This is a genomic window from uncultured Tenacibaculum sp. (genome assembly GCF_947498805.1).
Classification (GTDB): Bacteria; Bacteroidota; Bacteroidia; order Flavobacteriales; family Flavobacteriaceae; genus Polaribacter.
The window spans coordinates 177104-191082 of record NZ_CANMLT010000007.1; the positions used below are offsets into that span (position 1 = coordinate 177104).

General features: G+C 30.9%; 10 protein-coding genes. 8 read left to right on the forward strand and 2 right to left on the reverse strand.

All coding sequences use genetic code 11. From position 1 onward, the window contains the following. Nucleotides 1-64 precede the first annotated feature (64 nt). From Q0873_RS15095 to Q0873_RS15130, 8 genes are all read left to right on the forward strand, one after another. Nucleotides 65-2908 (forward strand): histidine kinase, encoded by a 2844-nt coding sequence (locus tag Q0873_RS15095; RefSeq protein ID WP_299108802.1) that lies wholly within the window; start codon nucleotides 65-67, stop codon nucleotides 2906-2908. Between the two features lies 1 nt (nucleotide 2909). Continuing rightward, nucleotides 2910-3659, forward strand: a complete 750-nt coding sequence (locus Q0873_RS15100) for a LytTR family DNA-binding domain-containing protein (protein ID WP_299108804.1) — start codon at nucleotides 2910-2912, stop codon at nucleotides 3657-3659. A gap of 94 nt (nucleotides 3660-3753) precedes the next feature. Next, nucleotides 3754-6195, forward strand: a complete 2442-nt coding sequence (locus Q0873_RS15105; protein ID WP_299108806.1) for a BspA family leucine-rich repeat surface protein — start codon at nucleotides 3754-3756, stop codon at nucleotides 6193-6195. A gap of 196 nt (nucleotides 6196-6391) precedes the next feature. Next, complete coding sequence (locus Q0873_RS15110; RefSeq protein ID WP_299108808.1) at nucleotides 6392-8248, forward strand: DNA topoisomerase IV subunit B; 1857 nt, start codon at nucleotides 6392-6394, stop codon at nucleotides 8246-8248. Between the two features lie 58 nt (nucleotides 8249-8306). After that, nucleotides 8307-8438: a hypothetical protein gene (locus Q0873_RS15115; protein ID WP_299108810.1), complete on the forward strand. Its 132-nt coding sequence runs from the start codon at nucleotides 8307-8309 to the stop codon at nucleotides 8436-8438. A gap of 88 nt (nucleotides 8439-8526) precedes the next feature. Continuing rightward, the gene (locus tag Q0873_RS15120) at nucleotides 8527-11241 is read left to right on the forward strand and encodes a DNA gyrase/topoisomerase IV subunit A (RefSeq protein ID WP_299108812.1); all 2715 of its coding nucleotides are present in this window, start codon (nucleotides 8527-8529) and stop codon (nucleotides 11239-11241) included. Continuing rightward, on the forward strand, nucleotides 11242-11928 hold the full coding sequence (locus Q0873_RS15125; protein WP_299108814.1) for an aspartate/glutamate racemase family protein: 687 nt from the start codon (nucleotides 11242-11244) through the stop codon (nucleotides 11926-11928). Beyond that, nucleotides 11928-12785: a mechanosensitive ion channel family protein gene (locus Q0873_RS15130; protein WP_299108816.1), complete on the forward strand. Its 858-nt coding sequence runs from the start codon at nucleotides 11928-11930 to the stop codon at nucleotides 12783-12785. The genes Q0873_RS15125 and Q0873_RS15130 overlap by 1 nt, the downstream gene beginning before the upstream one ends. Here Q0873_RS15130 and Q0873_RS15135 read toward each other — a convergent pair. Both Q0873_RS15135 and Q0873_RS15140 read right to left on the reverse strand, forming a co-directional pair. After that, complete coding sequence (locus Q0873_RS15135; RefSeq protein WP_299108818.1) at nucleotides 12782-13159, reverse strand: hypothetical protein; 378 nt, start codon at nucleotides 13157-13159, stop codon at nucleotides 12782-12784. The two genes, Q0873_RS15130 and Q0873_RS15135, sit on opposite strands and share 4 nt — an antisense overlap. Next, nucleotides 13159-13509: a tRNA-binding protein gene (locus Q0873_RS15140; protein ID WP_299108820.1), complete on the reverse strand. Its 351-nt coding sequence runs from the start codon at nucleotides 13507-13509 to the stop codon at nucleotides 13159-13161. Before Q0873_RS15140 ends, Q0873_RS15135 begins: the two co-directional genes overlap by 1 nt. Nucleotides 13510-13979: the final 470 nt, after the last annotated feature.

Consider the following 13979-nt stretch of genomic DNA (forward strand, 5'->3'; position numbering starts at 1 on the left):
TATTTTTGAATTTAAAAATATTTTCTGATTGTATAGAGTTTTATTGTATAGTGTTCTCCTATTCGTGTCAATTAAAACATTTTCACAAACCCCTGTTTATTATCAATTAACAGAAAAAGACGGTTTACCAGATATTGAATTTTACGATATAGCTGAAGATAATCAAGGATTTATTTGGCTTGCAGCCGACAAAGGTTTGTACAGGTATGATGGTAAAACGTTTAAAAACTATACACATCCTGAAAAGAAGGGTTTGTCAGTTTTTGGGTTGAAATTTGATGATGAAAATAGGTTATGGTGTAATAATATTTCAGGACAGTTTTTTTATGTAGAAAATGATTCTCTTAAATTCTTTACCGATTTAGCTAATAAAAACAAAGGGCAATTGGCACCTTTTTTTATTAAAAAAAATAAAATTTATGCTCATGTAGTGAATTTAGGATTTAAAATTGATTTAGAAACAAGAAAGACAACAACAGTAGTTAGCAATTCATCATCTTACAAAGCTTATTTTTCTCATAATGATAGCTTGTTTTACTCTCAAGGAAAGTCCATTTATGTAAAAAAGAATGAATCCTATACTGCTATAGATACTATCAAATTTACAAAAGGTTATGTAGCTGCAGAGTTAATTGCAAAGAATCTAGGAAAGAATAACGATATACTTCTGCAAGCAGTTGATCGTAATAACAAAATAGAAAGATTTTTTTTAAGAAGAAATTTTAAATTTAAAGAGTTAAGCACTGAGGAGTTAAACCTTGATACTGCTATAAATAAATCTTTTGTAGAAAATAACAAGGTTTGGTTTGCAACAGCTGAGGGAGCTTATGAATATGTTTATGAGCATGGAAAGTTTGTGATGAAGCGACATATTTTTAAGGACAAAATTATTACGAGTATTCTTAAAGATAAAAATGGTAATTATTGGTTTACTACATTTAGAAATGGAGTTTTTATTGTGCCAAATATCAATTTATTGCATTTTCGAAACTCATCAGTCCAACATATAAGTAGCTTGGAAAAAATTAGCGATACTAGTTTTATTTATGGTACAGCAAAAGGCAAGCTAATAAAGTATAATTTACAAACTAACCGTTTTGTAAAACTACCATTATTATTAAATGAAAAGGTAAATGAAATAGCATACAATCAACATGATAAATTTGTTGTAAGTTATGTTGGAAAAGGATATTTGTTTGAAAAGGGAGTGCCAAGTGAAATTTCTGATTTTCCAATTGGTTTTGGTGGTGCTAAAGAAATATCTTTTTTTAATAAGGAAAAGCTTATTTACGGAGCTTTCGCTTATGCAACAATTGTAGATTTAAAATCAAAAGGAACCCATAGAATAGGTTTTAGAAGATCTTATACTACCCATTATAATAAAAACAATAAAACCATTTATGTTGGTTATGTTGATGGTGTTGAATTTTATAAAAATGATTTAGTACCACATCCAATTTTATTTCAAGGGAAACCCATTTTTGCTTTAGATATTGATAATACAAAAGATAGTACCACTTGGATTGCTACTTTTTCAAATGGGATAATTGGAGTTAAAGAAGGTAAAGTGGTTGAAAATTATACTACTGAAAAGGGCTTACTCTCTAATCAAACAAGGGTGGTAAAAGGAGATGGAGATAATTTATGGATCGTTACAGACAAAGGAATTCAATGCCTGAATACAAAGTTAAAGGCCTTTAAAAGTATTACGAAGAAAGATGGCTTGTCATCTTTTAATGTGTGTGATATTATTACTTATGAGGATAGAATTTATTTTGGAACAAACAAAGGATTATATCAGTTAAATAAGAATAAAGGTTTTAAAAAAAATGACTTATCTAATTTTTATTTCACCAAAGTTTTGATTGAAGATGAAGAAGTTAAAATAGAAGAATCGTACGACTTATCGTCCAATGTAAATAAGGTGCAATTTCAGTTTCACTCGAATGGTTTTTTAGAAGAAGAAAATAGCAAATATAGTTATCGTTTGCTAGGAGCTTCAGATGAATGGACAAATGTACCAGATCGTTCAAATCAAATAACGTTTAATAGTCTATCGGCAGGGAATTATACTTTTCAAATAAAAAAAACAACGAGTACCAATAGTAGTGAAACAGGTATAAAATCAGTTAAAATAAAGATAAGGAATCCGTTTTACAAAGAATGGTGGTTTATGCTTTTTATAACTTTATTAGTAATAGTAACGATAGCTTTTTACTACAGTAAAAAATTAAAAGAAAAAGAAAAAGAGAAGGAATTAGTTTTTCTGAAGTTAGAGAACTTACGTTCGCAAATGAATCCACATTTTGTATTTAACGCATTAAACTCAATACAGGATTACATATTACTTAACAAAAAAAATGTAGCAGGTGATTATTTAGGAAAGTTTGCTGATTTAATGCGCATGTATTTATATCATAGTACCAAAGCATTTATAAGTTTAGAAGAAGAAATAGAGGCATTAGAACAATATTTAGAGTTGGAAAAATTACGTTTCGAAGATTCATTTGAGTACATAGTTATATATAAGGGGATAAAGGATTTAAGTTTTATAGAAATACCAACGATGTTGATACAGCCCTATGTGGAAAATTCAATAAAGCATGGCTTGTTACATAGAAAAACTAATAGGGATTTGAAAGTTGAGTTTTTATTAAAAAATGAACTCAATTACCTAACATGTATTATTACAGACAATGGAATAGGAAGAAAAAAATCGGCAGATTTAAATAAAAATAGAAGACTTAATCACCAATCTTTTGCAACTAAAGCCAATCAAGATAGATTAGATTTACTCAATTATGGGAGAAAGGAAAAGATAGGTGTAGAAATTATAGATTTATATACTGAAAATAAAGAACCAAAAGGAACCCAAGTAGTATTAAAAATACCATATAAAATAGTATAGTATGAAGGCGTTAATTATAGATGACGAAAGGAAAGCAAGAAATGTACTCAGAATTTTACTTGAAGAAAATTGTAAAGAAATTTCAGAAATATTAGAAGCAGAAGACTTGCTTTCTGGAGTAGAACAGATAAAAAAAGAACAGCCAAAACTGGTCTTTTTAGATATTGAAATGCCTGAGCATTCTGGTTTAGAAATCGTAGATTTTATAGATAGAAGTTTATATTCTTTTGAGATTATTTTTGTTACCGCATATAATGAATACGCTATACAAGCATTTGAACTTTCTGCAGTAGATTATTTGCTCAAACCAACAAGACCGAGTAAAGTAATAGAAGCAGTAGGTAAAGCCTTAAAAGAAATTGATAAAAACCAACTGGCTGTTAAGTTAGATGAGTTAAAAAATAGTTTTGGTAAAAAGCAATTCAAAAAGATAGCATTGCCGTTTCTCGATGGAATCAAGTTTGTCAATTTTGAAGATATAATTTTATTAGAAGCAGACGGGATGTATACTAAAATAACAACGAATACTACTTCAGAAATTTTAGTAAGTAAACCATTAAAACACTTTGTAACACTTTTGAGTAATCAAGCAATGTTCTATAAGCCACATCGTTCCTATTTAATAAACCTTTCCTATATAAAAGAATATATCAAAAAAGAAGGAGGTTATATTGTAATGGACAATAATCGAACGGTTTCTATATCCAAAGATAGAAAAGAGGAATTTTTGGAAATTGTGAGTTGTTTGTAGATTAAGAAGTTGAAAAGCTTGTTTCAGAAGATAGGTAGAAAATAACTTAGTAGTAGTTTAGACTTTTGTAGTATAATATTAATATAAATTCTAAATGAAAAAAGTAACCTCTTTAATTGTATTAATTTTTTTACTACAATTTATTTCCTGTTCAAAAGATGATACGGTGGTAAATACACCACCAAAAATTGAAACACAAACTTTTACTGTCTCAGAAGACGTATCTGATACCTTTACTATAGGTACAGTAAAAGCTACTGATGTAGATAAAGACAACCTAACGTTTAGTCTTAAAACAGATACCAGTGCTTTGTTTGAAATTACTTCAGAAGGAGCTTTAAGTTTGCAAAGCGGAAAATCATTAGACTATGAAACCGCTACAAGCTATACCTTAACAATAGAAGCTTCAGATGGAAAAGACAAAACTTCAGCAACCATTACAATAAATGTTACAGATGTTGATGAGAATACTGCGCCAGTAATAAATGCACAAAGCTTTACTGTAGCAGAGGATATTAATGATACGGTAGAAATAGGAGCGGTAGTAGCAACTGATGCTGAAAATAATACCTTGAGTTTTTCAATAGTAACCAATGATAATGGGTTATTTGAAATAACTTCAGAAGGAAAATTAAGCTTAGTAAATGGTAAAAACTTAGACTATGAAACAGCTACTAGTCATACAATTACAGTAGAAGTAAATGATGGTAGTTTAACAGCAAGCAATACTGTAACGATTAATGTAACCGATGTTAATGAAGTATCAAGCGTAGGAGCCTTTATTACTACTTGGGAAACAACAAGCGCAAATGAAGAAATAAAAATCAACGCACGATCTAATCATACATATGATTTTACGATAGATTGGGGAGATGGTACGGTAGAGACAAACCAAACAGGTACAAAAACACATTCGTATGCAACGGCTGGCGTGTATACAGTAAAAATTGTTGGAACATTTCCAACAATGTTTAATCCAGGAGCTAAACTTAAATCAATAGAGCAATGGGGTACACAAGAATGGGAGACGATGTTAAATTTCTTTAATAATGCAACTGAACTTGTTTACAATGCAACCGATGTACCTAATTTATCAAAAGTCGCAAGTACTGGTAGTATGTTTTCAGGAGCTGGTAAGTTTAATGCAGATCTCAATAATTGGGATGTAAGCAATGTTACCAATATGAATGGTATGTTTAGAAGTGCTATAAACTTTAATGGAAACATTAGTAGTTGGAATGTAAGTAAAGTTACTGATATGAGTTCTATGTTTTGGAAAGCAGAAAAGTTTGATGGAGATATTAGTAACTGGAATGTAAATAATGTTACTAATATGAGTCATATGTTTAGAGAAGCTGTAAGTTTTAATCAAAATATAAGTGCTTGGAATGTAGGTAAGGTGACAAATATGGAGGCAATGTTCAGACAAGCAATAAGCTTTAATCAACCTTTAAATTCATGGAGTTTTGGTAGTGTTACTAAAATTAAAGAGATGTTTGCGTTAACAGAAAACTTTAATCAACCTTTGAATAATTGGGATGTAAGTAACATTACAGATATGAGTTCTTTATTTAATAATGCTAAAGCATTTAATCAAGATTTAAATAATTGGAATGTAAGTAAGGTTGTCAATATGAATTATGTGTTTAGCTCTGCTACAAACTTTAATGGAAGCATAAGTAATTGGAATGTAAGTAATGTTGCAGGAATGAGCTCAATGTTTTCAAAAGCAGAAAGTTTTAACCAAGATTTAAATAATTGGGATGTAAGAAATGTTACGAGTATGAAATCTATGTTTTCAAATGCTAAAACCTTTAATGGAAATATTAGCAACTGGAATGTGAGTAATGTTTTAACTACAGAAAGAATGTTTAGCGGAGCTACAAATTTTAATCAGGATATTAGTACATGGAATGTAAGTAAGGTTGTTAGAATGCATTTTATGTTTTTGCACGCTGCCAATTTTAACCAAAATTTAGATAACTGGGATGTAAGTAATGTTACCAATATGAGTTCTATGTTTAATTCGGCGAAAAAATTTAATCAAAGTTTAAGCAACTGGAATGTAAGTAAGGTGACAGATATGAGTAATATGTTTAGAAATACGATTAGTTTTAATGGAAACATTACGAATTGGAATGTAAGTAGAGTTACTAATATGGAAGGTGTTTTTGCAGGAGCGGCAAACTTTAATAGAGATATTAGTAATTGGGATGTAAGCAATGTTACCAATATGAAGTTTTTGTTTTTTTCAGCAAATAACTTTAGTAGAGACCTTGGTTCTTGGAATATAAGTAAAGTTGCACATATGGACCATATTTTTAATCTTTCTGCTATGAGTAATAATAGTAATTATACAAAAACATTAATCGGTTGGAGTAAATTGAGTACAGTGCCGTCAAGTGTAACTCTTGGAGCAAGTAATATTACATATTGTACAAATTACTCTACAGATGCCGCTACAGCCAGAGATTTTTTAATCAATACAAAAGGATGGAGTATTACTGGAGATACTGTAAATAATAACTGTATGTAAACGCATATAAGAGCTATTGATATTCTTATAAGTAATAAAGAATAGGTTAAATTTTCTACTCATAAGGCTATAAGTTGACCTTAGTAGTAAAATAAATACTAAAAATGAGACTCTGTTGATAACTATATCGGCAGAGTTTTTTGTTTTTTGGCGGTAAATGTTATTTTAGCAAGCACTTCAAATTCTCACAATTTTTATGGCTCAGGAAACAAAATATACCGAAGACAATATACGCTCGCTCGATTGGAAAGAACATATTCGAATGCGTCCAGGGATGTATATTGGTAAACTCGGAGATGGTTCATCACCCGATGATGGAATATATATTCTTGTAAAGGAAGTTCTCGATAACTCAATTGATGAGTTTGTAATGGGAACTGGAAAAACCATAGAGGTTTCTATTCAAGGAAATAAAGTAATCGTTCGAGATTATGGTAGAGGTATTCCTTTAGGAAAAGTAGTAGACGTAGTTTCTAAAATGAACACCGGAGGTAAGTACGACTCTAGAGCCTTTAAAAAATCGGTAGGATTAAATGGAGTTGGTACCAAAGCAGTAAACGCATTATCTACCTTTTTTAGAGTAGAATCTACACGTGATGGAAAATCAGCTTCAGCAGAATTTGAAAAAGGAAATTTAACCAATCAAGATTTATTAGAAGAAACATCACGTAGAAGAGGTACAAAAGTAACCTTTATAGCAGATGATACTATCTTTAAAAATTATAAGTACCGTCCAGAGTATGTTATACGCTTATTAAAGAATTATGTATATCTGAATCCAGGATTAACCATTGTTTTTAATGGCGAAAAGTATTATTCAGAAAATGGATTAAAAGATTTATTGGAAGATAACAACAATCTGGAAGACATGTTGTATCCAATTATTCATTTACGTGGTGATGATATTGAAATAGCCATTACACATAGTAAAACGCAGTATTCAGAAGAGTACCATTCTTTTGTAAATGGTCAAAATACTACACAAGGAGGTACACATCAAGCGGCGTTTAGAGAAGCCGTTGTAAAAACAATTAGAGAATTCTACGGAAAAAGTTTTGATGCTTCTGATGTACGAAAATCTATTATTGGAGCCATTTCTATTAAAGTAATGGAACCTGTTTTTGAAAGTCAAACAAAAACAAAATTAGGATCTACCGAGATGGGGGGAGGTTTACCAACGGTACGTACCTATATCAACGACTTTGTAAAGACAAAATTAGATAACTACTTACATAAGAATACAGAAACTGCTGATAAGCTTCAGAAGAAAATTTTACAAGCGGAGAAAGAACGAAAAGAACTTTCTGGAATACGTAAAATAGCAAGAGAGAGAGCAAAGAAAGCAAGTTTACACAATAAAAAACTACGCGACTGTCGTATCCATTTTGGAGATACCAAAAAAGATGGTTATTTAGATACAACGTTATTTATAACGGAGGGAGATTCGGCAAGTGGATCAATTACCAAGTCGAGAAATGTTAATACACAAGCCGTATTTAGTTTAAAAGGAAAGCCTTTAAATTCGTATGGTTTAACCAAGAAGATCGTATACGAAAACGAGGAATTTAATTTGTTACAAGCAGCATTAAATATCGAAGACGGTTTGGAAGATTTACGTTACAACAACATTGTAATCGCGACCGATGCCGATGTAGATGGAATGCATATTCGTTTACTATTAATTACTTTTTTCTTACAGTTTTTCCCTGAAGTAATCAAAGAAGGACATTTATACATCTTAGAAACTCCTTTATTTAGAGTTCGAAATAAGAAAGAAACCATTTATTGCTATTCAGAAGAAGAAAAACAAACAGCAATAGATAAGTTGAGAGGAAAACCAGAAATTACTCGATTTAAAGGATTGGGGGAGATTTCACCTAATGAATTTGTTCATTTTATTGGAGATGATATTCGTTTAGATCCTGTAATGTTAGACAAAGAAATGTCTATAGAACAAATGCTACAATTCTACATGGGAAAAAATACACCAGATAGACAAAAATTTATTATCGAAAACCTAAAAGTTGAACAAGATTTAATAGAGGAGAAGTAAGATGAATAATATTAATAGATACAGAATATATTTAATCATTGCAGTTGTACTTTTTTTTGTGAGCCTGTTTAGAGTAGACTTTGATAATTTATCTTGGAATCACAATGAAAGTCATTATATAGGTATGCTGTTTTCTGCAATTGCCTTTGTGGTGATTTATGTATTTATGAAGAAGAAGTTAGAAAACTAAAGATGAGTAAGAAGATGATTTCAAATCATCATAGTGTAAGAGTAAAATCAATAAACTTTTAAACGAATAGTCGTTTAAACATTTTTATATGAGTGAAGAGAACAACAATTACGAACACGACGAAGAGTTAACAAACGAAAACCATCAAGAAGCAACTGAAACCATTACAAAGGTTACTGGGATGTACAAAGAATGGTTTTTAGATTATGCTTCGTATGTAATTCTAGAACGTGCAGTACCATCAATAGAAGATGGGTTTAAACCTGTACAACGTCGTATAATGCATTCTATGAAAGACCTAGATGATGGACGTTACAATAAAGTAGCAAATATTGTTGGTCATACGATGCAATATCACCCGCATGGTGATGCATCCATTGCGGATGCTATGGTGCAAATGGGACAAAAAGAATTGTTGATTGACATGCAAGGTAACTGGGGTAATATATTTACAGGTGACCGTGCTGCAGCTTCACGTTATATTGAGGCGCGTTTATCCAAGTTTGCTTTAGATGTAGTTTTCAATGCGAAAACAACCGAATGGCAAGCCTCTTATGATGGTCGTAAAAAAGAACCTATTAATCTGCCTGTAAAGTTTCCATTGTTATTAGCACAGGGAGCAGAAGGTATTGCAGTTGGTTTATCTACTAAAATACTTCCTCATAACTTTAATGAGTTAATTGATGCATCAATCAAATATTTAAAAGGAAGAAGTTTTAGAATCGTACCTGATTTTTTAACTGGAGGAATAGCTGACTTTACCAATTATAACGATGGTAAAAGAGGAGGAAAAGTTCGTGTTCGAGCTAAAATATCTCAGTTTGATAAGAAAACTTTAGTCATTACAGAAATACCTTTTGGAACTACGACCACTTCGTTAATTGATAGTATCTTAAAAGCCAACGAGAAAGGGAAGATTAAGATTAAAAAAATAGAGGATAATACAGCTGCAAATGTTGAAATCTTAGTGCACCTTCCACCGAATGTGTCTCCAGATAAAACCATAGACGCTTTATATGCATTTACTAATTGCGAAAATTCAGTATCTCCATTGTGTTGTATTATTGAAGATAACAGACCAGTATTTATTGGAGTCACAGAAGTTTTAAAAAAATCAACCGATTTCACAGTAGAGCTCTTAAAGCGAGAATTAGAAATTCAATTAAGTGAACTTGAAGAGCAATGGCACTTTTCTTCATTAGAACGTATTTTCATTGAAAACAGAATTTACCGTGATATTGAAGAAGTAGAAACTTGGGAAGGAGTAATTAAAGCTATAGATAAAGGTTTACAGCCGCATATAAAACATTTAAAGAGAGCTGTAACAGAAGAAGATATTGTTCGTTTAACAGAAATACGAATTAAAAAAATATCTAAGTTCGATATAGATAAAGCAAAGCAGTTTATTGAGAGTTTAGAAGAGAAAATTGCTGAGGTAAAGAATTACTTAGATAATTTAATAGAGTTTGCTATTGATTATTTTAAAGAGTTAAAATCTAAATACGGAAAAGGAAAAGAGCGTAAAACGGAGATTAGAATTTTTGATGATATTGTTGCTACAAAAGTGGTAATGCGTAATTCTAAACTATATGTAAATAGAGAAGAAGGATTTATTGGAACGTCGTTAAAGAAAGATGAGTTTGTTGATGACTGTTCGGATATTGATGATATAATTGTGTTTAGAGATAATGGTTCTATGATAGTAACCAAAGTTGGCTCTAAAACTTTTGTAGGAAAAGGAATTATTCATATTGCAGTATTTAAGAAAAAAGATAAGCGTACCGTTTACAATCTAATTTATAAAGATGGAGCAAGAGGACCATCTTATATGAAACGATTTAATGTTACTTCTGTAACCAGAGATAAGGAGTACAACTTAGCAAATAACAATCCTAAATCTAAAGTACTTTATTTTACGGCAAATGCTAATGGAGAAGCAGAGGTTGTGACTGTTTTGTTACGTTCTGTAGGAAGCGTTAAAAAACTAAAATGGGATATTGATTTTGCCGATTTAGCAGTAAAAGGACGATCAGTAAGAGGTAATTTAGTGAGTAAGCATCCAATAAAGAAAGTTGAATTTAAAGAAGCTGGGGCTTCTACTTTAAAGCCACGTAAAATATGGTTTGACGATGCCGTACAACGATTAAATGTAGATGGTAGAGGAGATTTATTAGGAGAGTTTAAAGCAGAAGATAAAATCGTAATAGCTACACAATCAGGAAAAATAAAAGCAGTTACTCCAGACTTGGCAATGCATTTTGAAAATGACATGATTGTATTGGAAAAATGGAAGTCAAATAAACCAATTTCAGCAATTTATTTTGATGGAAATAAAGAGCGTTATTATGTAAAACGCTTTTTAATTGAAAGTGTTGATAAAGAAGAAGTATTTATTTCTGATCATGAGAAATCAAAGTTAGAAATTATAGCAACAGATTATCGCCCTATGGCAGAAGTTATTTTCTCTAAGCGTAGTCTTGAAAAAATAGAAGTAAATTTTGAAGATTTTATTTCAGTCAAAGGAATAAAAGCATTAGGGAACCAGTTAACAACTGATAAAATTAGAACTGTTAATTTGCTAGAATCGCTTCCATATGAAGAACCAGAAGAGGAAAAAGTTGAAGATATTGAAGTAAATGAAGAAGAGGAAATTGTAGAGGACGAAGTGGTTTTATTAGATGTTCCCGAGGTAAAAAAAGACTTTGAAGAGTCTAAAGAAGATAAGGCTAAGAAAGCATTAGCTAAGGCCATAAAAAAGAAAAAAGATAACAAAGACGACGATAGTCAAACAGCATTATTTTAAATGAAAACCGTAGGTTTAATTGGAGGTGTAACACCGCAGTCAACCATTATGTATTACCAAGTTTTAAATAAACTAGCAAATGAAACATATGGTGGAAAACATACAGCTAAGGTGCTTATTCATTCTTTAGATTTTGGAGTAGTATCGAAACACCAATCTGAAGGACGATGGGATTTATTAGATGAAATGGTTGTGGATGCTGCTTTAAGTCTAGAAAAAGCAGGAGCAAGTAGTATTGTAATTTGCGCAAATACCATGCACTTAACAGTCGATGCTGTTAAAAAAAATGTAGACATCCCAATTATTCATATTGCTGATGCAACTTCAGAAGCAATTTTGGATAAAAAGTTAACAAAAGTAGCTTTATTGGGAACCAAATACACGATGGAAAAACCATTTTATACCGCTATTTTAAATGGTTACGGAATAGAAGTATTGATTCCTGAAGCTAAAGATAGAGAGATAATACATGGTGTAATTTATACGGAGTTAGCAAAGGGAGAATTGAAAAAAGAATCTAAAAATGAGTACCTTCGTATTATTAAGAAGCTAGAGATGCAAGGAGCAGAAGGAATTGTTCTAGGATGTACAGAAATACCATTGTTAATTCAACAAGAAGATGTGAGTATTCCCGTATTTGATACCACCACAATTCACGCATCAAAAGCATTTAGTTTATCTAAGTAGTGAGTAAAATTTTTAAATATCAATTCGATTTAGATTCTTTTTGGGGAATCCTTGGCTATATCGTAATGGTTGTATTTATCTCTTGGTTAATTTCAAGAATAATTCGCTATATTATCTTACTGTTTATAAAAAACAGAAAGACCGATCGATACGGTAAAACAAGTATCTTATTTTTTAGAAATTCGGTAAAGTTCTTTATTGGGATTTTTGCATTGATATATATTATATTAACTATTCCAACTTTACGAAGCAAAGCCACATTAATCTTTTCAGGGGCCGGAATTATTGCAGCTATTATTGGTTTTGCCGCACAGGCTGCTTTATCCAATTTAATTGCTGGGGCCTTTATTGTACTTTTCAAACCTTTTCGAGTGGGAGACTATATAAAATTAGATGAAACTCGTATGGGAATAGTTGAAGATATTACATTGCGTCATACGGTAATTAATAACTTTGAAAACAAACGTTTAATCATACCTAACTCGGTTATTAGTACCGATTCTGTTTTAAATCATACGATTGAAGATTCCTATATTTTAAGTTTTAACAACTTTAAAATAGGTATAAAAGCAGACATAGATTTGGCAAGAAAAATAATCCAAGAAGAAGCGATAAAACTTCCAAATGTAATTGATAATAGGACTACAGAACAAGTTTTAGAAAATAAAAATCAAGTAGACGTTCGTGTAATAGACGTACATCCTGATCATATTCATATGAGAGCTTATGTGTGGTTAAACGAGCCCTTTTTGGAGTTTAAAACAAAATGTTCTTTGAAAGAAGCTGTTCATAAGCGATTCTTAAAAGAAGGAGTTGATTTACCGATTCCAATTAATAAGATTTTAAAGTTAGCTTAATGCTTATTTGCAGCGTTTAATTCAGCTTTAGAAAGGATTAATACAATTACAATTTCTATAATAATATACAACCAACCCAGCGTTGTAACTTCTTTGAAATGCGATAGAACTAGTACTAAAGAAACAACACAATACATACTGTTTAGGTAAGCGATAACCTTTAAATATTTAAATAATTGGTTTTTAACAAATACCAAGCAATAAAGGTCATATAATAAGAAGCCAAAAGGAATGATGGCTAGCGTGTACAATGTAGACTTCGGAATACCAAAATAAACTTGAAACTTCACTAATACTATTCCTAATAAAAAACTAGATAAAAGAGCACCGAAAGCATCAATATAGAAGAATGTTTTATGAGATAGAGATTTCATTAGGCAATTTTACTACCGTTTTTAATAGGTCTTTCTGGAGAAAGTAAGGTAACCTCTTTGTCATTACCTAATCCACCTAATACCAAACATTCGCTCATCATTGTAGCAATTTGTTTTTTAGGGAAATTTACCACAGCTACTACCTGTTTTCCAACTAATTCTTCGGTAGTATATAATTTGGTTATTTGAGCAGAGGTTTTTTTAATACCATATTCACCAAAATCAACCTGCATTTTATAAGCTGGATTTTTCACTTCTTTAAAAACTTCCGCAGAAATGATGGTGCCTACACGCATTTCAACCTTAGTAAAATCATTCCAGGAAATTAGGTTCTTTTCAGTTTCACTCATTTTTCAAAAATTTCGATAAATATAACCTTTATACTATTAAAAGACTCTTTTATGGTCTGTAATTATTCGTCTGAGGATTAAATACAATAGATATGCTTAAAAATTGAGAAATTGGGCTAACCAAAAAGTTAACTAACCAAACTTAATTAAAAAAGAAAACAGATTATGACATTATAATTACCGGAGGAGGATATCATGCTTGGAAGAGTGATTATAAAGTTTGGGAAGTTATACCATACATAAGATAACCATATCAAGAAGAACAAATATTCATTACAAGAGAAGCCTATTCAGATTAACAAGGATGGGTAGAAGAGGCTTTATGTGTGGCAGAACATATTATGAGAGAAAAATATGGACTGGAATGTCCAACATGGTTAGATAAAAATTATTACTTAGGATGGTAATAATCTATAAAGGTTAGTTTACAATTACTTTTCTAACCTTTAGTTTTTTGATTGATTTAAGAA

Coding starts and splice junctions, on each gene's coding strand:
- Q0873_RS15125 (WP_299108814.1), top strand. CDS start 11,242: ATGAAAACCGTAGGTTTAATTGGAGGTGTAACACCGCAGTCAACCATT.
- Q0873_RS15100 (WP_299108804.1), top strand. CDS start 2,910: ATGAAGGCGTTAATTATAGATGACGAAAGGAAAGCAAGAAATGTACTC.
- Q0873_RS15135 (WP_299108818.1), bottom strand. CDS start 13,159: ATGAAATCTCTATCTCATAAAACATTCTTCTATATTGATGCTTTCGGT.
- Q0873_RS15105 (WP_299108806.1), top strand. CDS start 3,754: ATGAAAAAAGTAACCTCTTTAATTGTATTAATTTTTTTACTACAATTT.
- Q0873_RS15120 (WP_299108812.1), top strand. CDS start 8,527: ATGAGTGAAGAGAACAACAATTACGAACACGACGAAGAGTTAACAAAC.
- Q0873_RS15140 (WP_299108820.1), bottom strand. CDS start 13,509: ATGAGTGAAACTGAAAAGAACCTAATTTCCTGGAATGATTTTACTAAG.
- Q0873_RS15110 (WP_299108808.1), top strand. CDS start 6,392: ATGGCTCAGGAAACAAAATATACCGAAGACAATATACGCTCGCTCGAT.